At 68.3% G+C, this 21762-nt stretch carries 18 protein-coding genes; 10 read left to right on the top strand and 8 right to left on the bottom strand.

What is annotated here, in order from left to right; genetic code table 11:
• Entirely contained in the window at window positions 1–618 is a 618-nt protein-coding gene (gene xdhC, locus FPJ27_RS22970) for a xanthine dehydrogenase accessory protein XdhC (protein WP_072436431.1), read from the top strand.
• A 90-nt stretch (window positions 619–708) separates the two neighbouring features.
• The gene (locus FPJ27_RS22975) at window positions 709–1110 is read left to right on the top strand and encodes a nuclear transport factor 2 family protein (protein WP_111017722.1); all 402 of its coding nucleotides are present in this window, start codon (window positions 709–711) and stop codon (window positions 1108–1110) included.
• Between the two features lie 23 nt (window positions 1111–1133).
• On the opposite strand, the gene FPJ27_RS22980 is transcribed toward FPJ27_RS22975, so the two are convergent.
• From FPJ27_RS22980 to FPJ27_RS22990, 3 genes are all read right to left on the bottom strand, one after another.
• Window positions 1134–2081: a LysR family transcriptional regulator gene (locus tag FPJ27_RS22980; protein WP_034182857.1), complete on the bottom strand. Its 948-nt coding sequence runs from the start codon at window positions 2079–2081 to the stop codon at window positions 1134–1136.
• Window positions 2082–2149: 68 nt separating this feature from the next.
• Window positions 2150–2788 (bottom strand): DsbA family protein, encoded by a 639-nt coding sequence (locus FPJ27_RS22985; protein ID WP_204425891.1) that lies wholly within the window; start codon window positions 2786–2788, stop codon window positions 2150–2152.
• 84 nt (window positions 2789–2872) lie between these two features.
• Window positions 2873–4315, bottom strand: coding sequence for a TAXI family TRAP transporter solute-binding subunit (locus FPJ27_RS22990; protein WP_204425892.1), 1443 nt, complete (start codon window positions 4313–4315; stop codon window positions 2873–2875).
• A gap of 430 nt (window positions 4316–4745) precedes the next feature.
• Here FPJ27_RS22990 and FPJ27_RS22995 point away from each other — a divergent pair, with 430 nt between their 5' ends.
• The 5 genes from FPJ27_RS22995 to FPJ27_RS23015 all read left to right on the top strand — a co-directional run bounded on the left by FPJ27_RS22995 (window position 4746) and on the right by FPJ27_RS23015 (window position 11072).
• Window positions 4746–5111, top strand: coding sequence for a BON domain-containing protein (locus FPJ27_RS22995; protein WP_072436208.1), 366 nt, complete (start codon window positions 4746–4748; stop codon window positions 5109–5111).
• A gap of 138 nt (window positions 5112–5249) precedes the next feature.
• The gene (locus tag FPJ27_RS23000) at window positions 5250–7340 is read left to right on the top strand and encodes a D-(-)-3-hydroxybutyrate oligomer hydrolase (RefSeq protein WP_204425893.1); all 2091 of its coding nucleotides are present in this window, start codon (window positions 5250–5252) and stop codon (window positions 7338–7340) included.
• A gap of 609 nt (window positions 7341–7949) precedes the next feature.
• The gene (locus tag FPJ27_RS23005; protein ID WP_204425894.1) at window positions 7950–9788 is read left to right on the top strand and encodes a peptidase S1; all 1839 of its coding nucleotides are present in this window, start codon (window positions 7950–7952) and stop codon (window positions 9786–9788) included.
• 289 nt (window positions 9789–10077) lie between these two features.
• Window positions 10078–10635, top strand: coding sequence for a nucleotidyltransferase domain-containing protein (locus FPJ27_RS23010; protein ID WP_072436430.1), 558 nt, complete (start codon window positions 10078–10080; stop codon window positions 10633–10635).
• The gene (locus FPJ27_RS23015; RefSeq protein ID WP_072436205.1) at window positions 10635–11072 is read left to right on the top strand and encodes a hypothetical protein; all 438 of its coding nucleotides are present in this window, start codon (window positions 10635–10637) and stop codon (window positions 11070–11072) included. The genes FPJ27_RS23010 and FPJ27_RS23015 overlap by 1 nt, the downstream gene beginning before the upstream one ends.
• 120 nt (window positions 11073–11192) lie before the next feature.
• Here FPJ27_RS23015 and FPJ27_RS23020 read toward each other — a convergent pair whose 3' ends face one another.
• From FPJ27_RS23020 to FPJ27_RS23040, 5 genes are all read right to left on the bottom strand, one after another.
• Window positions 11193–11981 (bottom strand): sulfite exporter TauE/SafE family protein, encoded by a 789-nt coding sequence (locus FPJ27_RS23020; RefSeq protein WP_034183419.1) that lies wholly within the window; start codon window positions 11979–11981, stop codon window positions 11193–11195.
• A 315-nt stretch (window positions 11982–12296) separates the two neighbouring features.
• The gene (locus FPJ27_RS23025) at window positions 12297–13736 is read right to left on the bottom strand and encodes a DHA2 family efflux MFS transporter permease subunit (RefSeq protein WP_204425895.1); all 1440 of its coding nucleotides are present in this window, start codon (window positions 13734–13736) and stop codon (window positions 12297–12299) included.
• Window positions 13737–13873: 137 nt separating this feature from the next.
• Window positions 13874–14605, bottom strand: a complete 732-nt coding sequence (locus FPJ27_RS23030) for a DsbA family oxidoreductase (RefSeq protein WP_204425896.1) — start codon at window positions 14603–14605, stop codon at window positions 13874–13876.
• A 326-nt stretch (window positions 14606–14931) separates the two neighbouring features.
• Window positions 14932–15726, bottom strand: coding sequence for a PAS domain-containing protein (locus tag FPJ27_RS23035; protein ID WP_204425897.1), 795 nt, complete (start codon window positions 15724–15726; stop codon window positions 14932–14934).
• Window positions 15723–16685, bottom strand: coding sequence for an ornithine cyclodeaminase family protein (locus FPJ27_RS23040; protein WP_072436201.1), 963 nt, complete (start codon window positions 16683–16685; stop codon window positions 15723–15725). The genes FPJ27_RS23035 and FPJ27_RS23040 overlap by 4 nt, the downstream gene beginning before the upstream one ends.
• Before the next feature lie 382 nt (window positions 16686–17067).
• On the opposite strand from FPJ27_RS23040, the gene FPJ27_RS23045 reads away from it, so the two are divergent.
• From FPJ27_RS23045 to FPJ27_RS23055, 3 genes are all read left to right on the top strand, one after another.
• Entirely contained in the window at window positions 17068–17847 is a 780-nt protein-coding gene (locus tag FPJ27_RS23045; protein ID WP_204425898.1) for an ABC transporter substrate-binding protein, read from the top strand.
• 65 nt (window positions 17848–17912) lie between these two features.
• Window positions 17913–19157, top strand: coding sequence for an FAD-binding oxidoreductase (locus FPJ27_RS23050; RefSeq protein ID WP_204425899.1), 1245 nt, complete (start codon window positions 17913–17915; stop codon window positions 19155–19157).
• Window positions 19158–19686: 529 nt separating this feature from the next.
• Entirely contained in the window at window positions 19687–21513 is a 1827-nt protein-coding gene (locus FPJ27_RS23055; protein ID WP_204425900.1) for a hypothetical protein, read from the top strand.
• The last annotated feature ends 249 nt before the right edge of the window (window positions 21514–21762 follow it).

The following is a 21762-nucleotide window of genomic DNA, read 5'->3' on the forward strand; positions in this document are numbered from 1 at the left end:
ATGAACGGGCCCGCACGCTCGCTTCGCACCGCGTCGACCCCGACGTTCGCGCAGGGCACCGGCCGGCGCAACCGCGCGACCGGCGCGCCGGCGCCGATGCACATCGTGCTGTTCGGCGCCGGGCACGTCGGTCACGCGCTCGTCACGCTGCTCGGCGCGCTGCCGTGCGTCGTGCAGTGGGTCGACACGCGCGACGAGCTGTTCCCGGACGAATGTCCGCCGAACGTGCAGCCGGAGCCGACCGACACGCCGGAGGCCGTCGTCGACGCGGCGCCGCCCGGTGCGTACTTCCTCGTGATGACGCACAACCACGCGCTCGACTTCGCGCTTGCCGCTCAGATCATGCGGCGGCGCGACTACGCGTACTTCGGGATGATCGGCTCGCGCACCAAGCGCGTGAAGTTCGAGCGCCGGCTCGCCGCGCGCGGCGTCGATCCGGCGCGGCTCGCGGAGATGGTGTGCCCGATCGGCGTCGCGGGCATCGTCGACAAGGCGCCGGGCGCGATCGCGGTGGCCGTGTGCGCGGAACTGCTGCAGGCGCGCTCGGGCATGCCGGTGGCCGACGCGAAGGCGGCCGCGGCAGGGCGCGCGCGCGACGACGTTTCCTGCGCGCAGTAACGTCGCGCGGCCGGCGCACGGCCGCGCGTTTTTGCATACACTGCACGGCAACGCGCGGCATCGGGCCGCGCATTTTTCCGTGCAGGCGCCATGTCCGATCACCCGATCTATCTCGACGCGCTCGATGCGAGCCTCGTCGCCATCGAGCGCTGGCTGTCCGGCGTCGACACCGCGCCCGCGGCGCTCGACGCGCTGCTCGCGCCGTTCTCCACCGGTTTCACGATGATCCTGACCGACGGCCGCGTAGTCGACCGCGACGGCACGCGCGCGCTGTTCGCGAAGCTCGCCGGTGCGAAGCCGGGGCTGCGCATCACGCTATCGGAAATCCGCGTGCTCGCGGCCGACGCATCGCATGCGGTGATCACCTATCTCGAAGCGCAGCACGCGGCATCGGGCGAGCTGCCCGCACGGCGCGCGACCGCCGTGTTCGAACGCGACGCGGCGGGCGTCGTGCGCTGGACCCATCTGCAGGAAACCTTCTGCACGGCCTGAGCGGCCGCGCCTTGCGCCTTGCATCAGCGCTTGCGAGTGCGGGCGACCGTCAGCTCGTCGGACACGCTCTGCATCAGCGCGCACAGCCACGCGATGTCGGTCGGGCGGTCGGGCTGCGGATGCGTGAGCAGGTAGCTCTTGATGCGCGGGAACGGCACGGGCGGCGTGACGACGACGAGCGGTAGCAACTGTGCGTAGTGCGTCGCGAAGCGGCGCGTCGTCGTGAAGATCAGGTCCGACTGCAGCAGCACCTGCGGCACGATCCCGAAGTAAGGCAGCGTCGTCACGATGCGCCGCGCGAGGCGCGCGCGTGCGAGGCCGATCTCGATCGCGTTGCGCTTGTCGCCGGTGTACGGCGTGGGCGCGACATGCGCGGCCGACGCATACGCTTCGCGCGTGAGCGGCACGTGCGCGAGCGGGTGCGCTTCGCGCATCAGGCACACGATCGTGTCGGAGAACAGGTCCTGGCGCGCGAACTGCGGGTCGGGCTTCGGCCAGTTGCCGATCACGAGATCGAGCGCGCCCGATTCGAGCGCGCCCGCGTGGTCGAGCGCGGGATTCAGCGAATCGATTTCCAGGTGCGCATGCGGCGCCGCGTCGCGAAAGCGTTCGATCAGCGTCGGCATGAAGAAATCGTTCAGGTAGTCGGGCGCGGCGACGCGGAACGTGCGCCGCGCGGACGACGGGTCGAAGTCGCCGTGAGGCGTCGCGATGAAGTCGACCTCGCGCAGCGCGCGCTGCGCGGCTTCGAGCAGCGACGCGCCGTATTCGGTCGGCACCATCCCGGATTTGCCGCGCACGAGGATCGGGTCGTTCAGCGTCTCGCGCAGCTTGCGCAGCGCGGTGCTGATCGCGGGCTGGGTCTGGTTCAGCCGCAGTGCGGCCTGCGTGACGCTGCGCTCGAGCAGCAGCGTGCGCAATACGCGCACGAGCCAGATGTCGAGCGAGGCGGTACGGTCGTCGTCTTCCATCGGTGCGGGTGATTCGGGCGAAGCGTAACCTTACCGCAGCTGCACGTTGCCGTGCGTGATACCGGCCATCAGGCCCGGCCCTTCGGCAGCGTGCTGATCCGCTTGACCTCGCTCGATTCGAGCCAGTTCGGCGTGCGCGCGCAGTACAGCACCATCGGCAGCGCGTCTTCACCCCAGAACAATTGCTTGTTCATCCAGAACGTCGGCACGCCGAACACGCCGAGCGCGATCGCGTCGGCGTTGTTGCGGGCCAGCTGCGCACTCGTCTCCTCGAATTCGATCAGCTCGTCGCCGTGGCCGACGCCGACGCGTTCGCACAGCGCAGCGAAACCGTCGGGCGTCGACGGATCGTTGCCGTCGCGCCAGATGAAGCGGTACATCTCCAGTACCGTCGCGATATCGGCGCGCAGCGCGATCGCGAGGCGCAACACCTTGTCGGAATCGAACGGGTGCGCGGGCGGCATCTTGAAGCGGATGCCGAGCTGTTCCGCGCGAAACAGCGCGTGACGGTACGTGAACACGCGCTTGGCCGGCACGTCGGCGCTGGGGCGTTGTCCCCAGTGGCGCTGCAGGTCGATGAGCGACACGGCGACCGGTTCGAACGGCACGTCCGGCCATTTGTCATGCTGTTCGAGCAGCAGATAGGAGAACGGCGACACGAAGTCGAAGAACCAGGCGGGCTGGGCGGTGTCGAGGCCGGTTGTCATGACGATCTCCAGAGGGTGGGGCGTACGGCGGCCTCCATGGTACGCGGGCGGGCGCGCATGCAGCAATGATCGCGGATCGTCCGCTTACGCGGAACCGGGAGTCGCCCGGGGGGGCTCGCCGGTCGGCGGCGCGGCATCGGTGCGCGCAGGCGGCTGGCCGCCGGCGCCGGGCGACGCCGCCGGCATGTCCTGGTCGTGCGCGGTGAGCCGTTCGCGCACGAAGCCGATGTGCTCGCGCAGCACGTAGAACTGCCCCGCGTAGGCGAGCGGCATCTTCATCCGGTTCACCGCTTCCTCGATGTCGTCGAGCTCGTCGAGCAACCGGACGCGTTCCTCGGCCGTGTGCTCGCCGAGCGCGCGACGCTCGAGCGCGATCAGCGCGCCATACCAGCGATAGATGCGCGAACGCACGCGCCAGCCGTACAGCGATGGCACGAGCCGCAGCCCGGGGATCAGCACGACGATCAGCGGCACGATCACGACGAGCAGCCGGTCGACGAGGCTCGCGACCCAGAACGGCAATCTCCGGTACAGGAAGGTCTTGCCCGACTTGTAGTAGCGCGCGGCATCGTCGGACAGCGGAAAGCCGCGCGTGACGGACGACGGGAATTCGCCTGCGTGCTGCAGGATCGTTGCATGGCCGTGCACCTCGCGCGCGGCCTCGATCAGCAGGTCGGACAGCGCGGGGTGCAGCGAGTCGCGCGCGACCAGTTCGATCGTCGGCGCGACGGTATGGATGTCGGCGGGCGGCAGGTTCCGGCCGAGATCGTAGACGCCCATCGGCAGCGTGATTGCGGTCAGGTACGGGAAGCGCCGCGCGTACGCTTCGGCCTGCGTGAACGAATACACGTGCACGCCGGGCGCGCGGAACAGTTTCGCCATCACGGGGATCTGCGTCGAGTCGCCGGACAGGAACGCGGCGTCGATCTTGCCGTCGAGCAGCGCGGTCGCGGCGTCCTCGCCGGCCGTCGGCAGCAGCTCGGTCGGGCCGCCCGGCACGATGCCGTTCATCTTCAGCAACGCGAGGCTCAGCTCGCGTGCGCCGCTGCCTTCCGCGCCGAGCGCGAGCCGCTTGCCCTTGAAGTCGGACAGGCGCGCGACGATCGGGCCGCGGTACATGATCGCGAGCGGCACGTAGCCGATGCTGCCGAGCGAGACGAGTTGTTCGTCGCGCTCCTTCGGGCCGATGCCGCTCTGCACGAAGCCGACGTCGACCGGCGCGTTCGGGTTCGACAGCCGCACGAGGTTCTGCGCGGATCCTTCGGACGATTCGACGTCGAGCGTGACGCCGTTCTTCGCGAGGATGGCCTTGTATTTCTGCGCGGCGTTCCAGTACGTGCTGCCGGGCGGCCCGGCCGAGATCACGAGCGTGGACGGCGGCGCCGGCTGGATCAGCCTGACCGCGAGCCAGACGGCCGCGCCCGCGAGCAGCACGGTGGGGCCGATCGACAGCGCGAGGTCGCGCCACGACACCGCGACGAAGCGGGCGAGGATGCGGCGAGGCGGACGAGGGAGGGCAGGCTTCATGGGGTCGGCGGATGACGCTGGCGTGACGCATCGATGACGGCCGTCATGGACGATGCGGATTCTCGCGGCGATGGTACCCGGTTTCGCCGCGCATGCGCGAGTCGGGTGCCGCGGCGCGGCGCCGCGACGACAGCGGCGGGCGGCGCTTCGTCAAAAGCTTTGCGCTTCCGCGGGCGCTGGATTACATTGTGCGACGCAGCCGCGCCCGATTCGCGCGCGACCCGGCACGCAATTAGACCGGGCGCGTCCGGCCGGCGGCTGTCCGGCCCGGCCGGCCCGCTATCGCGCGCGCCGGCTGTCGGCCCGCCTCGCCTCTCTCGCATCGCCGTGGAAATCACCGGCTGTCCCGCCCGTTCGCGCGCGGGCCGGCTGTCTTTGGGGGTATCCGGCCGTACTGTGCACGGCCGTTCCGGAGTTACAAGGAGATAGCATGAAGTCGATCGTGTTGAGAGCGTTGGGCGTCGCCGCCGTGGCGGCCTGTTTGTCGGGCAGCGTGTATGCGCAGTCGAGCGATGCGGCGGCCACCGAAGCGCCGGCGGCCGCGACGAGCGCGCCGAAGGCCGCCGCGAAATCCGCGAAGAAGGCGAGCCGCAAGCTCGGCTACGCGGTGCGCAAGGCGATTTCGAAGGAACCCGGCGTGAATGTGTCGAACCTCGTCGTGCGTTCGAAGGGCGGGGCGATCACGCTGGAGGGCACGATGCCCGAACAGGCACAGATCGACAAGGCCGAAGCCGCAGCCAAGGACGTGAAGGGCGTGACGTCGGTCACGAACAAGCTGACGGTCCAGCAGCAGTAATGCCGGGCGGCGGCGCGCGAGCGCCGCGCATGCCCGCTTTCGGGCGGGCTCCGGCATGCCGGAGCCCGTTTGCGCTTCAAAGTCCGCAAGCCGCGTGCGACGCGGCGGCGGACCGATAACGATATCGAGAGGGCGGCGATGGCGAGGCTCGGGTGGGGCAGGCGGATGGTTTTCGGCGCGGCGCTGGCCGCTGTCGCGATGCTCGGCGCCTGCAACGGCGACGAATCGGCCGAGCGCAACCGGCTGCCCGGCTTCGTGTCCGGCAGCGTGCGCACGACGGCCTACGACGGCGCCAGTGACGATTTGTTGACGGCCGGCCTCGGCAAGACGGGGCTCGCGGCGGCGACCGCGCCCGGCTTTGGGAATCCGTCCCGGCCGACGAGCGCCGAGCTGCGCCGCCTCGCGATCTGGTCGAACTACCGCGCGCTCGTCGACATGAGCGCGAACGGCGGCTACGGCCGCTTCTGGGGGCCGAACGTCGACCTCGACGGCAACGACACGCTCGGCGAAGGCAAGATCCCCGGCACCGAATATCTCGCGTATTCCGACGACGGCAGCGGCAGCAAGAACGTGACGCTGCTCGTGCAGGTGCCCGCCAGCTTCGACCCGGCGCAACCGTGCATCGTCACCGCGACGTCGTCGGGCTCGCGCGGCGTGTACGGCGCGATCTCCGCGGCCGGCGAATGGGCGCTCAAGCGCGGCTGCGCGGTCGCATACAACGACAAGGGCGGCGGCAACGGCGCGCACGAGCTCGGCACCGATACGGTCACGCTGATCGACGGCACGCTCGCCAACGCGGTGCTCGCCGGCACTGCGAGCCTGTTCACCGCGAACGTGACGAGCGGCGATCTCGCCGCGTTCAACAGCCGCTTCCCGAACCGCTATGCGTTCAAGCACGCGCATTCGCAGCAGAATCCCGAACAGGACTGGGGGCGCGTGACGCTGCAGTCGGTCGAGTTCGCGTACTGGGCGCTCAACGAGCAGTTCGGACCGCTGATCGACGGCTCGCATCACGGCGTGCGCTATCGAGCAGGCGACATCACGACGATCGCCGCGTCGGTCAGCAACGGCGGCGGCGCGTCGCTCGCGGCGGCCGAGCAGGACAACCGCGGCTGGATTACCGCGGTCGTGGTCGGCGAACCGCAGATCAACGTGCGGATGTCGCCGAACGCGATCGTGCGCACGGGCGGCCAGCCCGTGCCGTCGTTCGGCCGGCCGCTGGCCGACTACGCGACGCTCGCGAACCTGCTGCAGCCGTGCGCGGCCGCGTCGGCGTCGCTCGCTGGTGCGCCGTACCTGAGCGCGCTGCCGGCCGCGACCACGCAGTCGATCCGCACGCAGCGCTGCGCGACGCTCGCCGCGGCCGGGCTCGTGTCGGGCGCCGACCCGCAGAGCCAGGCGGCCGACGCGCTCGCGCAGCTTCACGCGGCCGGCTATCTGGCCGATTCCGACCTGCTGCAGGCGCCGATGTGGGATTCGCAGGCGATTCCGGCGATCGCGGTCACCTATGCGAACGCGTACACGCGCTCGCGCGTCATCGACAACCTGTGCAATTTCAGCTTCGCGACGACGAACGCGGCGACGGGTGCGGTCGCTTCGCCGGCCGCGTCGCCGATGACGGCCGTGTTCGGCGTCGGCAACGGCGTGCCGCCGACGGCCGGCATCAACCTCGTGTTCAACACGGGCGCGGGCGTCGACCACCGGCTAGCGACGCCCGATGCGAGCTTCGCGGGCGCGCTGTGCCTGCGCCAGCTCTGGACCAACGGGATGCTCGGGATGCCCGCGAACGTCGACGCGGTGCGCGTGAACGCGAACCTGCAGGGCAAGCCGGCGATCATCGTGCAGGGCCGCAGCGACGCGCTCGTGCCGGTGAATCACGCGTCGCGCGCGTACGTCGCGCAAAACGGCATCAGCGAGGGCGGGCGCAGCAAGCTCGTGTTCTACGAGGTGACGAACGGCCAGCACTTCGACGCGTTCCTGCCCGTCGCGGGTTTCGACACGCGCTTCGTGCCGGTCCACTACTACAACCTGCAGGCGCTGAACCTGATGTGGCGGCACCTGAAGAACGGTGCGCCGCTGCCGCCGTCGCAGGTGATCCGCACGGTGCCGCGCGGCGGCACGCCGGGCGCCGCGCCCGCGCTGACCAGCGCGAACCTGCCGCCGATCTCGGCCGCGCCGGGCGCGAACGCGATCACGACCGGCGCCGGCGCGATCGACGTGCCGCTCTGACGGCGCCCGCCGCGCCGCCATCACGAAGCCGGATAGCCGTCCGGCTTTTTTTATTGCCTGGAATCGGTCCCGTGCCGCCTTTTATCCGAATGGCGAGTGCCGTAACAAATTATTACTTTACGGCGGTAAATCCGGAACCTATTATGCGCCGGTATTTTCACTTAATTTAATAAATTCCAGATACGAGATATTTCTTTCATTTTAATTAATCGATCCTTTCGATTCTGTTAAATCGGCTCGAGTTGCGATTGGTCGCCGTTCTGCGATTAATCGGCATCTTGCCGGCGGGGATTGTTCGTCTGCTCGAAGCGAGGCGGCCTTGTTGGGCCGGGCTTTGCGGGGTGTGCTTTGGCCGTCGATTTTGTGTGCATGCGAATGCGCGGAATGAATTCGTATTGCTGCGGATTATCGAATTGTCGTTCGCAATGGAATTGATTTCATTGTGCGGTCGCAAAAAATATGGGTGGGGTAAATCGTGCCGATCGGTATTCGCCGATCCGGTAAAAAACTCGGAGTGCGTCGCATAACGAATGCATTCCCGGTGCGGAGCGCCGGCGCAAACGATCCTTTGCGGCCGGCGGTATTTATCGTTCTGTTCGAGAGGCAATAATGACGACACGGAAGTCCTTGAAAGACGGTTTCGCGCTATTCGGAACGACACTGAGCATGCCGCTCGCCGCAGCCGCGGCCGCGGCGCTGCTCGTCACGGGGTGCGGCGGCGACGACGGGCCGAGCCCGTCCGCTTCGGCCGCAACCGCGGCCGCGACGACGTCCGGCGGCAGCACGTCGGCCAGCACCGACGCAACGGCCGCCGCCGCGGCCGACCAGCCGTACGTCGACAACGACGTGTACGGCACCGGGCCGAACGACGCGGTCACGGATTCGACGGAAGGCGCCGCGGTCGTGCACCGCCAGGTCACGATCGGCGGCAAGACCGTCAAGTACACGGCTACCACGGGCCACCTGACGACGATCGATCCGATCACGTCGGCGCCGAACGCGAAGATGTTCTACGTCGCGTACACGCAGGACAATCCCGATCCGTCGAAGCCGCGCCCGGTCACGTTCTTCTACAACGGCGGCCCCGGCTCGTCGTCGGTCTATCTGCTGCTCGGCTCGTACGGGCCGAAGCGCCTGCAGTCGTCGTTCCCGAACTTCACGCCGCCCGCGCCGTACAAGCTGCTCGACAACCCGGACAGCCTGCTCGACCGTACCGACCTCGTGTTCATCAACCCGGTCGGCACCGGTTATTCGGCGGCGATCGCCCCGGCGAAGAACAAGGACTTCTGGGGCACCGACCAGGACGCGCGCTCGATCGACCGCTTCATCCAGCGCTACCTGACCAAGTACTCGCGCTGGAATTCGCCGAAGTTCCTGTACGGCGAATCGTACGGCACCGCGCGCAGCGCGGTCGTGTCGTGGGTACTGCACGAGGACGGCATCGACCTGAACGGCATCACGCTGCAGTCGTCGATCCTCGACTACGCGAATGCGCTGTCCGCGCCGGGTACGTTCCCGACGCTCGCGGCCGATGCGTTCTACTGGAAGAAGACGACGGTCAACCCGACGCCGACCGATCTCGACGCGTACATGGTCCAGGCCCGCAACTACGCGGACAACACGCTCGCGCCGCTTGCGCAGAAGCCGAACCCGCAGGACGGCGGTTTCGTGAACGTGCGGCTGAACCTGAACCTGCAGACGGCGCAGCAGATGGGTTCGTATATCGGCACGGATCCGACGTCGCTGATCCAGACCTTCGGCAACCCGGCCGCGCTCGGCAACGTGCCGTCGTCGAACGACAACCCGCCGTACACGTTCTTCCTGACGCTCGTGCCGGGCACGCAGATCGGCCAGTACGACGGTCGCGCGAACTTCACGGGCAAGGGCATCGCGCCGTACATCCTGCCGAACTCGGGCAGCAACGATCCGTCGATCACGAACGTCGGCGGCGCGTACACGGTGCTGTGGAACAGCTACATCAACACCGACCTCAAGTACACGTCGACGTCGTCGTTCGTGGACCTGAACGACCAGGTCTTCAACAACTGGGACTTCAGCCACACGGACCCGACCGGCGCGAACCGGGGCGGCGGCAATACGCTGTACACGGCCGGCGACCTCGCGTCGACGATGAGCGTGAACCCGGACCTGAAGGTGCTGTCGGCGAACGGCTATTTCGATGCGGTCACGCCGTTCCACCAGACGGAGCTGACGCTCGCGCAGATGCCGCTCGATCCGACGCTCAAGGCACAGAACCTGACGATCAAGAACTACCCGTCGGGCCACATGATCTACCTGAACGACGCGTCGCGGACCGCGCTGAAGGGTGATCTCGCCAGCTTCTACGACGGCATCCTCGCGAACCGCACCGCGCTGCAGCGCGTGCTGAGGCTGCAGGCGCGCACGCAGCAGCTCAAGCAGCAGCAACTGAAGCAGCAGGGGCAGTAAGCGCCGCGGGCGGCTTTGTGCCGCCTGAAGTGACGTAAAAGCGCAGCCCGATCACGCGCCTCGGCTCTTCGCGCGACGTGTGTCGATGGCGGTGCTGCAATTCTCCAAGGTGCCCCCGGGAGTCATGGACCTCGGGGGCATCGTCTTGTCCGAGGACCGACTCGTCGGCCCCGGAAGCTGCCGATGACGGCGTTGCATAATCCTCAAAAAGGGGATGAATGGCCCTCTATTGAGGATTTGTTGAAAAATCCCCATAATGAGGATGTTTATCCCTCTATTGAGGATTTTCGTGAGTCTCGCAGACTTTCTCTTCACACCGGGCATGCAACGGGTGCTTGGCGCCACACTGCTGCAGCCTGATCGTAGTTTTACGCTCCAGGAACTGCTGCGTCTGGCAAACAGTGGGCGCGGCAGCGCCCAAAAGCAGGTGGACCGGCTGGTCGAGGTCGGCGTACTCAAGGAAGACGCCCGACGAGGCCGACAACGGAGCATCCGCGCGAACACGGAATTCATCCTCTATCCGGAACTGGTCAGCATCGCGCGCAAGTCATTTGCTGTTGTGGAGCCGTTGAAGGAAGCCTTGTTGCCTTTTGCCGCGCACATCTCCACGGCGTTCGTGTTTGGCTCGGTGGCCAAGGGTACCGACAGTGGCCATAGCGACATCGACCTGATCGTCATCGGGAACGTCCCCCTCCTCGAGCTATCTGAAGCCCTGCACGTGGCCGAGCAAAGTCTGCTGCGCCCCGTCAACTTCTCTTTGTACGAGCCTGCTGAATGGGCTGCGCTGTTGGACGCGGACCCTGTCATGACCCAGATCGCCCAAGGCCCAATGCTGAGGATACTGTGATGCCGCGCCCGACTGAATACGAAAACCTCATCAAGACGAAAGCCTTCGATGCTGTTGCTCCGACGCCCGGGGCAATCGCGGGCTTCCTGCGCAATGCCGCGGACTATAAGGCCACCGCCGATGAGTTGGATCCCGCCCGACATCTGCAAGTATTTACCTTGGCCTACGAAGGCTATTTTCAGGTGGTCCAGGCCATCCTGGAGTTCTACGAGGTGCGAACCAAAGATGCGGGCCGTAACCTGGCCATCCAGCGTGTGTCGACCTCGCTGGGCGTGAATACCCAGGAATTTGCCTTCATCACGAAGGCCCACGAGCGTCGCAACGGCACGTCGTACGTCTCACCGTTTCCCCCGGTGTCGAAGGCAGAGGCCGCCACCATGCTGAGCATCCTGGCCAAATACTTACCCGTTGCGCATACGCTGACCGGTACGCCGTGAGATCCGCTCGGAAGTCCGTCAAGACAGGAAGTAACGGTTGGGTTGCGAGCCGGGATGGTGTTTTTTCGTTAGGGGAGAGAGGGTATCGATGCGACGCTGCGGGGCGTCGCGAAGTGCCGCTTACGCGAGCACGAGCCGCACGCCGACCGCGACGAGCGTCGCGGCGAGCAGGTTGCGCAGCAGCCGCTCGGGCGCGCGCGCCGACAGCAGGCTGCCGAGCACGATGCCGGGCAGCGAGCCGAGCAGCAGCGACAGCAGCATCGACCAGTCGACCGAGCCGAGCAGCCAGTGGCCCATGCCCGCGACGAGCGTGAGCGGCACCGCGTGCGCGATGTCGGAGCCGACGATGCGGGTCGTCGCGAGCATCGGATACAGCAGCAGGAGCACGGTCACGCCGATCGCACCGGCGCCGACCGACGTCATCGACACGAGCACGCCGAGCATGGCGCCCGTGAGCACGGTCGACCACAGCGTGCGCGCGGGGCTCGGCGCGAGCGGGTTGCGCGCGGCGAACGCGGTGAGCTGCGGCCGGAAGATCAGCGCGAGCGACGTGAGCAGCAGCGCGATGCCGAGCACGAGCTGGATCATCCGCGCGGTGCCCGGCGTGTTCATCCCGTGCGTGTGCAGCCACCACAGCGTGAGCGCCGCGGCCGGGACGCTGCCCGCCGCGAGCCGGCCCGTGATGCGCCAGTCGATCGAACCCTTCAGGCCGTGGACCAGCGTGCCGGTGGCCTTGGTCGCGGCTGCGTACAGCAGGTCGGTGCCGACCGCCGTCGCGGGGTGGACGCCGAACAGCAGCACGAGGATCGGCGTCATCAGCGAACCGCCGCCGACGCCCGTCAGGCCGACGAGGATGCCGACGAACAGGCCGGACAGGGAGTACAGCAGATCGATATGGGGAAGCGACATCGGAAGCAGGCGGTTATGCGGCGTTCGGCGGCGGCGCGCGGCCGCTGCGCGCGCGTCAAAGTCCGCCATTGTCGCAAATGTGGCGGGTGGATGTACGACTGCGTTAAAAATCGGCCGCAAAGGCCCGTGCGGCGGGCGGCCGGACGAGTGTGAAACGCGTGTTCGAGCGAGGGCGGGGCCGATAACGGTGACGGCCCGAAAGGTATGACGAGTATGACGAACCGGGAATGCCTGCCGCGGCGCGGCACCCGCAAAAAAGGGCGCGACACGGCGCGCCCTGGTTCGATGCCGGCGACCGGCTTGGTCGGCCGGCGGTCAGTGCATCGCGGGGCCGACGCCTTCGACGCCGTTCTGCGGCCGGATGCGCAACGCGAGGCCGATCAGCGCGGCCGCGGCGGCGAACGCCGCGCCGAACGCGAATGCCGCGTGGTAGCCGCCGTTCAACGCGTCGAGCGGCGCGGCCTGCGCGGCCGCGAGCGCGTCGGTGCGGGCCGCCGCGAGGCTCGCGAGCACCGCGAGGCCGAGCGCGCCGCCCATCATGAACGCGGTGTTGACGATCCCCGACGCGAGCCCGGAATCGGCCGGATCGACGTCGCTCATCGCGGCGAGCAGCACCGGGTTGAACGCGATGCCCGCACCGATGCCGAGCAGCGTCATGCCGGGCAGCACGTGCCAGACGAAACCGCCGTCGACCGGCGCGCGCGAGAACAGCGCAAGGCCGCAGGCCGCGATCAGCAGGCCGGCCGCGATCGGGCCGCGGATCCCGAAGCGCATCACGATGCGCGCCGACAGCCCGAGCGAGAACGCGGCCATGATCAGGTTCGCCGGCAGGAACGCGAGGCCGACCTGCAGCGGCGCGTAGCCGAGCACGCGCTGCATGTACAGCGCGGACAGGAAGAACCACGCGAACATCGCGGCCGCCCACAGCACGCCGATCACGTTCGCGAGCGCGACGTTGCGCGCGGCGAACAGCGTGAGCGGCATCAGCGGATGCGCGGCGCGCGCCTCGATCGCGATGAACAGCGCGAGCAGCGCGACGGCCGCGCCGATCAGCACGACGGTCTGCGTCGACAGCCAGCCGGCCTCGTTGCCGCCGACGATCCCGTAGACGGCCAGCATCAGCGACGCGGTCACCGTGACCGCGCCCGCGACGTCGAGCCGCGCGGCGCCGGCCGGCGCGCGCATGCGCGGCAGCAGCGCGACGCACATCGCATAGACCGCGATGCCGATCGGCAGGTTGACGAGGAAGATCCAGTGCCACGACAGCGAGCTCGTCAGCAGCCCGCCGAGCAGCACGCCGATGCTGCCGCCGCCCGCGCACACGAAGCCGTAGACGCCCATCGCGCGCGCGCGTTCGCCGGGCTCGGTGAACAGGTTCATGATCAGCGACAGCGAGACGGCCGATACGACCGCGCCGCCGAGCCCCTGCACCGCGCGCGCGGCGATCAGCATCGCCTGCGATTGCGCGAGGCCGCACGCGAGCGACGCGAGCGTGAACACGACGAGGCCGGCGAGGAACATGCGGCGCTGGCCGTACAGGTCGCCGAGCCGGCCGCCCAGTAGCAGGCAGCCGCCGAACGTCAGCAGGTACGCGTTGACGACCCACACGAGGGCCGTTTCGGTGAAATGGAGGTCGGTGCTGATCGACGGCAGCGCCACGTTCACGATCGTGCTGTCGAGCACGATCATCAGCACGCCGAGGCAGAGCACGATCAGCGCGTACCAGCGCTTCTCGCCGTGAATCCCGTGTGTCATGGGCCTGCCGCCTTCTGATAGTTATTTGAAAGGATGCATTGTAGACGCCATCGGCGCGGGCTTCCTGCCGGTTTGTGGCAGCAGCGACGCGTAGTGGCACGTCCGGGCGGGACGCACGGGAGGGGCCGTTGTGCGAGTTACGAACGCGCCGGCAGTTCGCAGCCGTCGGGGCCGCACGCGGCCGCGTCGCTGCCGGCGAGTTCGACGATACCGTCGCGCCACGCGTGGTCGAGCGCCTGCGCGAACGCGTCGGCCGGCTGCGCGCCCGACACCGCGTAGCGGCCGCCGAACACGAACAGCGGCACGCCGCGCCCGCCGATCTGCGCGGCGCGCGCGATGTCGGCTTCGACTTCGTCGCGGTACGCGTCGCTGCGCAGCACGTCGTCGACGGCCGAGCGCTCGAGCCCCGCTTCGACCGCGAATTCCGTGAGTTGCGCATGATCGAACAGCGAACCGTGCTCGCAGAAATACGCGCGGTACAGTCGCTCGGTCAGCGCGTGCGCGCGGCCTGTGGCTTCCGCAAGCTTCACGAGCCGGTGGCCGTCGAGCGTGTCGCCGACGAGCGTGCCGGGCAGGTCGTAGCGCAGCCCGACGCTCGCGGCCGCGTCGGTCACCTGGCGCAGCATCTGGTCGACCTGCGCGGGCGACATCCGGTACTTGTCCGCAAGCATCGCCTCGACCGGCTCGACGGGCTGGCCGGGCATCAGCCGGTACGCGCGCAGCGCAACGTCGACGCGGTCGGCGTGCGCGAACGCGGCGAGCGCCTCGTCGAAGCGGCGCTTGCCGATCCAGCACCACGGGCAGATCAGGTCGGACCAGATTTCGACGGTGAGGGTCGGGCGGGCAGTCGGCGCGGGAGCGGTCGTCATGGGCGGTCCGGGGCGGCAAAAAAAATGTAACCGGGACTATATCACTTTATGCTTCGACGCTTGGTCCTGGCCGGGCCAGTGCGAAACGGGCTCGCGCCCGACGTATCACGAAGCATAGGCACGGAAGGTACGGACCGATAGCGATTGCCGATGCCGATGCCAGATGCCAGATGCCAGATGCCAGATGCCAGATGCCAGATGCCGGATGCCAGATGCCGGATGCCAGATGCCGGATGCCGGATGCCGGATGCCGGATGCCGGATGCCGGATGCCGGATGCGGCGGCGGGGCCCTGCGAACCGGCCTGCGGGGCATGCCGTTTGCCGCTTACGCGTCGCCTTGCGTTTCCTTCAGGTGCTTGAGGTGCTTGTAGACCGTCGCGCGCCCCATCCCGAGCACGTTCGCGACATAGTTGGCCGCGCTCTTGCCGCGGAACGCGCCTTCCGCGTAAAGCGCCTCGACGAGCTCGCGCCGATGCTCGCGCGTGAGCCCGTTCAGCCCGACCTGTCGCTCGCGCAGCCAGCCGTGCAGGAACGTGTTGATGCGCTCCTGCCAGTCGTCGCGGAACAGCTCGTCCGGCTGCGCGACGACGCCCGCGCCCTTGATGAACAGGTCGAGCGTCGCGCGCACCTCGTCGAACACCGCGATGTTGAAGTTGATGCACATCATTCCGGCCGGACGGCCTTCGTCGTCGAACAGCACGTTGCTGACGCAGCGCATCCGCCGGCCGTCCCAGTTCAGCTTCTCGTACGGGCCGATCACGCGCTCGCGCGCCGAATGATCGATTTCCTCGAGTGCGGAATCGTCGCCGACCTCGCGCTTGGACAGGTTGTTCGCGAGATACAGCACGGTCTGGTCGTGCAGGTCGTGGATCACGACTTCCGCGTACGGGAAGAACAGCGCGGCGATACCGTCGGCGATCGGCGCATAGCGGGTGAGCAGCAGGTCTTTGACGGGGGATTTCTTCTTGCGCATCGGTGTCGCCATCTCGGGTGGGCGGGGGCCGGGCGGCACATCGGGCCGGCGTGCCGGCGCGCCGGTGGCCGGCATGCCCGTGCGCCCGCGCGCGGCCGCCGCGGCGGTTGCGCCATTGTATCGGCCCCGCGCTCGCGCGATGCTCATGCGCGCGTCAGGTGCGTGTACAGCGCGTGCGCGATCGCGATGTCCTCGAGCCCGAGGCCGATCGAGCGGAAGAACGCGTGACGCGTGCGCGACGGCGCCGCGCAGGTGCCGGCGACGAGCGCGGGCAGGTCGCCGACGATCCGTTCGGCGTCCCAGCCGTGATCGGCCGCCGCGATCTGCATCTCGCCTGCGCTCGCGGGCGTCGTGTGCCGGTAGTCGCAGTACACGTCCATGTCGGGCAGCCACGCGGGCGGGATCTCGTGCGCACGTGCGACGTTCGTGCTGATCGACGTGACGAGCGCGGGGCGCGTGAGCATCCCGTCGCCGAGCACGGGCGTGCCCGACGACGTGCACAGCATCACGACGTCCGCGTCGCGCACGCAGGCTTCGACGCTCGCAGCCGCGCGTGCGCGCGGGTCGAGCCCGGCGAGCGTCGCCCGTAGCGCCGCGTCGCCGGCGAGCCCGGGCGAATACACGCGGATCGTCTCCCAGTCGCGCAATGCCGCCGTGTGCCGCAGGTGCGCGAAGCCGACCGCGCCCGCGCCGACGATCGCCAGATGGCGCGCATCGCGCGGCGCGAGGCAGTCGACCGCGAGCGCCGTCGTGCCGGCCGTGCGTTCGACGGTCAGCCGCCCCGCGTCGCACCACATCAGCGGCTGGCCGGTGCGCATCGACATCAGCGCGGTCCAGGCGGTGACGATCGGTTTACTGTCCGTCACGACATACGGCGACAGCTTCGCGCCGAACACCTGCTCGTCGGCGAGCGCGCCGAGATACGTGATGAAGTCGCCGGCCTGATCGGGAAACAGCGTGAGGGTCTGCGGCGGCTGCACCGCGCGCGCCGACGCGAGCGACGCGAACATGCGGCGCAGCGTGCCGAGTACGTCGAGCGACGGCAGGGCCGCGCGCACCGCGGCTTCGTCGACGGTCAGCGGCAGGGGCGGGACGGTTTGCGTCATGGGGACATCTCCGGTCGGGGCCGGACAGGAATGTCTCGAAAGACGGTGTCCGGCGGTGTTCGTGATGGACGAAAAGTCTAATATAGACAAGCTAAATATGGAGAATTTTTCTTTTCGAGACTTTGTGTCGTCGCTGGATTTGTGGAAAACACCGGAAAATCAACGGTGTTTTGCATGCTCGATGCAATTTCGACGTGACGCGACGACGCACGATCCTCGTATCCCCTATAGTCCATAGTGGACTTTAAGTCTATATTTCGCGTGCAGGACACGATGTGTCGCCGTGTGGCGGCCGCCTGTGTCGAATGCCGATCCGGCGCCCGGTCGCGGGCGCCGCGCGACCGATCTTCATTGCCTCAATCGAGAACAGAAGGACCGTCTCATGAACTGGAAGCTTTCCCTCTGCGCCGCCGCGGCGCTTGCGTGCACGGCCGTCACGGCCCACGCGGAACAGGCCACGTTGCGCTTCGGGATCGAAGCCGCCTATCCGCCGTTCGAGAGCAAGACGCCGGCCGGCCAGCTGCAGGGTTTCGACGTCGACATCGGCAACGCCGTGTGCGCGAAGCTGAACATGAAATGCGTGTGGGTCGAGAATTCGTTCGACGGCCTGATCCCGGCGCTGCAGGCGCGCAAGTTCGACGCGATCAACTCGGCGATGAACATCACCGCGAAGCGCAAGCAGAGCATCGACTTCACGCCGGCGATCTACGTGGTGCCGATCGTGATGGTCGCCAAACGCGGCTCGCCGCTGCGGCCCGACGTCGCGAGCCTGCACGGCAAGCACGTCGGCGTGCTGCAGGGCTCGTCGCAGGAGGATTTCCTGAAGGCGCACTGGGCCAATGCGGGCGTGGCCGTCGTGTCGTATCAGGACCAGGACCAGATCTATGCGGATCTCGTCGCGGGACGTCTCGACGCGGCCGTGCAGGAAGCGCAGACCGCGCAGGACGGTTTCCTCGACAAGCCGGCCGGCCGCGACTACCAGATCGTCGGCGAGCCGCTGAATGATCCGGCGACGCTCGGCGAGGGCACGGGCTTCGGGCTGCGCAAGGGCGACAAGGCGCTGCAGGCGAAGATCGCCGGCGCGCTCGACGCGCTGAAGAAGGACGGCACGCTGGGTGCGCTGTCGCAGAAGTATTTCAAGCGCGACATCGTCGCGAAGTAAGCACGGCCGCGCCGGCCGCAGCGCCGGCGCGCGTCGCATCGAATCTCGACGCTGGGCGGGGAAGCATGGATTTCGACGTCATCGTTCTGGGGGCCGGCATCGTCGGCGTGTCGTCGGCGCTGCATCTGCAGGATCGCGGGCTGCGCGTCGCGCTCGTCGACCGGCGCGCGCCCGGCGAGGAAACGAGCCACGGCAATGCCGGGCTGATCGAGCGCTCGTCGGTCGTGCCGTATGCGTTTCCGCGCCGGCTCGGCACGCTGCTGCGCTATGCGCGCAACCGCTCGGTCGATCTCTATTGGGACTATCGCGCGCTGCCCGCGTATGCGGGCTGGCTCGCGCACTTCTGGCGCGAATCGTCGCCGCAGCGGCTCGCGGCCGCCGCGCGCGACATGCTGCCGCTCGTCGCGGCGAGTGTCGTCGAGCACGATGCGCTGCTCGCGCGCACCGACGCGCAGCCGCTCGTGCACGACGGCGGGTGGATCGAGGCATTCCGTTCGCCCGCGCTGTTCGACGCGGAAACGCGCGCGCAGCAGCGCGTGGCCGACGCGCACGGGTTGCGGATGACCGTGCTCGACGCGCGTGCGCTGCGCGAACGCGAGCCCGGTCTCGGCGACGCATTTTGCGGTGCCTTCCACTGGCAGGACCCGAAGACCGTGTCGAGCCCGGGCGGGCTGACGAAGGCCTATGCGCGACTGTTCGAACGCGACGGCGGCACGTTCGTGCTCGGCGACGCGAAGACGCTCACCCAGGTGGATGGCGGCTGGCGCGTCAGTACCGAAGATGGGCCGATCTCCGCACGCTCGGCCGTGGTTGCGCTCGGGCCGTGGTCCGATCAGGTGTTCGCGCCGCTCGGCTACCGGATTCCGTTGCGCGCGAAGCGCGGCTACCACATGCACTACCTGCCGACGCGCACGCCGCTGAACGTGCCGGTATGCGATACCGAGGCGGGCTTCGTCGTCGCGCCGATGGAAGGCGGCCGCCTGCGGCTCACGACCGGCGTCGAGATCGCGCTGCGCGGTGCGCCGCCGACCGGCGTGCAGCTCGCGCGTGCCGAGCCGCTGGCGCGCGACGCGTTCGGCATCGGCGAGCGGCTCGATCCCGAGCCGTGGCTCGGGATGCGGCCGTGCACGCCGGACATGCGTCCGGTGATCGGGCCCGCGCCGCGCCATCGCCATCTGTGGTTCGCGTTCGGCCATTGCCACCACGGGCTCACGCTCGGCCCCGCGACCGGGCGCCTGCTCGCCGAAATGATGACGGGCGCGCCGACCTATATCGATCCCCATCCGTACCGGCCGGCGCGCTTCGGCTGAGCCGGCATCGCGGCGATGCGGCGACGGCCCGGGCCGCCGCCCCGCGCGCTGCATCGCGTTCTCCGGCTGCGATGCGGCCGCAACAATTTTTCATTCGGCTATCCGAATTATCGAAAACCGGGTATTCGGAAATGATCTGCGTAATCACCAAGAAAGAAATCGCGCAATAAATAAAATCAGTAAATTCGCGATTTATCAATGCATTTTCATATTGATGAAATGCGCAATGGGCAGCCGCCCATGACGATTCAGGGCACCGTCTCGACCGGGTGTTCCGGCGTTACGCGGAATGTACCGGAACACGTTACTGCGTGGCTCGCAAACGTTACGTTACATCCGCGCTCCGCGGGCCTTTTTCGTCAGACGATTCGGGCTCCGCGACCCGTGTATTTCGCCTGAAATCCATAAAAAATCGTTATTGACAGGCAATTGGCAGATGAATCAATCGGCTTTTTTGAATTGGCACGCTTCGTGCGATCCGTCCCCATGCTTTATCAACGTAGTGCCAACCGAGATGGGGTGAATAAGGATGGGACAAAATTTTAAACTGACGGGTGTGGCGCTGTCGGTCGCGACGGTGTTCGGGGTACTGGCTTCGGGTTCCGCGATGGCGGGGGCCCTCGATTCGTTGCCGATCCCGCAAGTGATCGTCAGTCCGCCGACGAACAGCGTGTCGGTCGGGCTGGTTGCGACGGGAACGTCGCCGCTGGGCTCGGTCATCGTGACGGCGGGCGGCTCGGGCGCGATCCAGACGTCGCTCGGCGATCCCGGCCAGATGCTGTCGGGCGCCGTGGGGGCGGTGACGGGCGCACTCGGCGGTGGCGGCAGCACGGTGCAGCCGCTTGCGCCGGTGCAAGGGGTGCTGAACCAGATGACGGGGGCGCTGGGTGGCGTCGGAGGCGGTGCGAACCCGCTGGCGCCGGTTCAAGGCGTAGTGAATCAGGTGACGGGCGCACTCGGCGGCGGCAATCCGGCTGGCGCACTGACCGGCGCCCTCGGTACGGTAACGGGCGCACTGGGTAACGTCGGCGGCGGTGCGAACCCGTTGGCGCCGGTCCAGGGCGTCGTCAATCAAGTCACGGGCGCACTCGGCAGCGGCAACCCGGCAGGCGCATTGACCGGCGCCCTCGGCACCGCAACGGGCGCCTTGGGCGGTATCGGCGGCGGCTCGAACCCGCTGGCACCGATCCAGAGCGTGGTCGACCAGGTGACGGGCACGCTCGGCAGCGGTAACCCGGCCGGCGCGCTGAGCAACGCGGTCAACACGATCACGGGCACGCTCGGCAATGTCGGCGGCGCGGGGAGCCCGCTCGCGCCGGTGCAAGGCGTCGTCACGCAGCTCGCCGGCACGCTCGGCAACGACAATCCGGCCGGTGCACTGACGAACGCGCTGAACTCGGTGACGGGTGCGCTCGGCAACCTCGGCGGCTCGAACCCGCTCGCGCCGGTGCAGGGCGTCGTGAACCAGGTCGTCGGCACGCTGTCCGGCGCAGGCGGCGGCAGCCCGATCACGCCGATCACGAACCTCGTCAACGGCCTGCAGAACGCGCTGCCGACCGGCGGCAACGCTGCCGGTGCACTGACCGGTGCACTCGGCTCGGTGACGGGTGCGCTCGGCAACCTCGGCGGCAACAATCCGGCTGCGACGCTGAGCAACGCGGTCGGCACGGCCACGGGCGCACTCGGCAATGCAGTCGGCTCCGTTGCGGGCGCGCTCGGCGCGCTGGGCGGCACGAGCCCGCTCGCGCCGGTGCAGGGTGTCGTCAACCAGGTCGTCGGTACGCTCGGCAGCGGCAATCCGGCCGGTGCGCTGACGGGCGCGCTGAACTCGGTGACGGGTGCCCTCGGCAACCTCGGCGGGGCGAACCCGCTGGCGCCGGTGCAAGGCGTCGTGAACCAGGTCGTTGGCACGCTGACGAGCGCGGCGGGCAACAGCCCGATCGCACCGATCACGAACCTCGTGAACGGCCTGACTGGCGGCAGCAACCCGGCCGGCGCACTGACCGGTGCGCTCGGCTCGGTGACGGGCGCACTCGCGAACGGTCCGGCGGCGCTCGGCCAGGCGGCCGGCGCGCTGTCGGGTGCAGCCGGTTCGACGGCAGCGGCAGGCGGCAGCCTGCTCGGTTCGGGTTCGAGCGCGGCCGGCGGCACGGCGGGCGCGGTCGGTTCGCTGTTGACGACGGGTGCCAACTCGACGGCGACGGTCGTCAATGCGGTCGGCACGTCGGTCGGCACGGCGCTCGGTTCCGCGCCGGGCCTGTCGGTGACGCCGCATTCGGGCAACGGCTCGCCGAACAACCCGCTCGCACCGGTGACGACGCTGCTGCAATCGCTGACCGGCGCACTGCCGAGATAACGCGCCGGAAACGCACGGCGGCGCCGTATCGGCCGCCGTGCGAAACGGCCGTGCAGCATGGGTCGCGCAACGCGGCATGACAAGGATGTCATGCCGCGTTGTCTTTTGGGTTTCCCGCTTTCTTTCGTCGTATGAATGGCCGATGCCGGGCCGCCGCCGATCGTCGCAGGGCGGCATGGAATAACCGGCCGCTTTCGTCCGTTTACATACCGAGTCCCGGCACGACCGGCTGGCGGGATAATGGTCTCG

The organism is Burkholderia sp. MS455 (assembly GCF_016899445.1).
Lineage (GTDB): Bacteria > Pseudomonadota > Gammaproteobacteria > Burkholderiales > Burkholderiaceae > Burkholderia > Burkholderia pyrrocinia_C.

Coding starts and splice junctions, on each gene's coding strand:
- FPJ27_RS23020 (WP_034183419.1), bottom strand. CDS start 11,981: ATGTCGCTTCCCCATATCGATCTGCTGTACTCCCTGTCCGGCCTGTTC.
- FPJ27_RS22995 (WP_072436208.1), top strand. CDS start 4,746: ATGAAGTCGATCGTGTTGAGAGCGTTGGGCGTCGCCGCCGTGGCGGCC.
- FPJ27_RS23025 (WP_204425895.1), bottom strand. CDS start 13,736: ATGACACACGGGATTCACGGCGAGAAGCGCTGGTACGCGCTGATCGTG.
- FPJ27_RS23040 (WP_072436201.1), bottom strand. CDS start 16,685: ATGACGCAAACCGTCCCGCCCCTGCCGCTGACCGTCGACGAAGCCGCG.
- FPJ27_RS23035 (WP_204425897.1), bottom strand. CDS start 15,726: ATGAGCATCGCGCGAGCGCGGGGCCGATACAATGGCGCAACCGCCGCG.
- FPJ27_RS23055 (WP_204425900.1), top strand. CDS start 19,687: ATGGGACAAAATTTTAAACTGACGGGTGTGGCGCTGTCGGTCGCGACG.
- xdhC (WP_072436431.1), top strand. CDS start 1: ATGAACGGGCCCGCACGCTCGCTTCGCACCGCGTCGACCCCGACGTTC.
- FPJ27_RS22980 (WP_034182857.1), bottom strand. CDS start 2,081: ATGGAAGACGACGACCGTACCGCCTCGCTCGACATCTGGCTCGTGCGC.
- FPJ27_RS22975 (WP_111017722.1), top strand. CDS start 709: ATGTCCGATCACCCGATCTATCTCGACGCGCTCGATGCGAGCCTCGTC.
- FPJ27_RS22990 (WP_204425892.1), bottom strand. CDS start 4,315: ATGAAGCCTGCCCTCCCTCGTCCGCCTCGCCGCATCCTCGCCCGCTTC.
- FPJ27_RS23000 (WP_204425893.1), top strand. CDS start 5,250: ATGGCGAGGCTCGGGTGGGGCAGGCGGATGGTTTTCGGCGCGGCGCTG.
- FPJ27_RS23045 (WP_204425898.1), top strand. CDS start 17,068: ATGAACTGGAAGCTTTCCCTCTGCGCCGCCGCGGCGCTTGCGTGCACG.
- FPJ27_RS23030 (WP_204425896.1), bottom strand. CDS start 14,605: ATGACGACCGCTCCCGCGCCGACTGCCCGCCCGACCCTCACCGTCGAA.
- FPJ27_RS22985 (WP_204425891.1), bottom strand. CDS start 2,788: ATGACAACCGGCCTCGACACCGCCCAGCCCGCCTGGTTCTTCGACTTC.
- FPJ27_RS23015 (WP_072436205.1), top strand. CDS start 10,635: ATGCCGCGCCCGACTGAATACGAAAACCTCATCAAGACGAAAGCCTTC.
- FPJ27_RS23005 (WP_204425894.1), top strand. CDS start 7,950: ATGACGACACGGAAGTCCTTGAAAGACGGTTTCGCGCTATTCGGAACG.
- FPJ27_RS23050 (WP_204425899.1), top strand. CDS start 17,913: ATGGATTTCGACGTCATCGTTCTGGGGGCCGGCATCGTCGGCGTGTCG.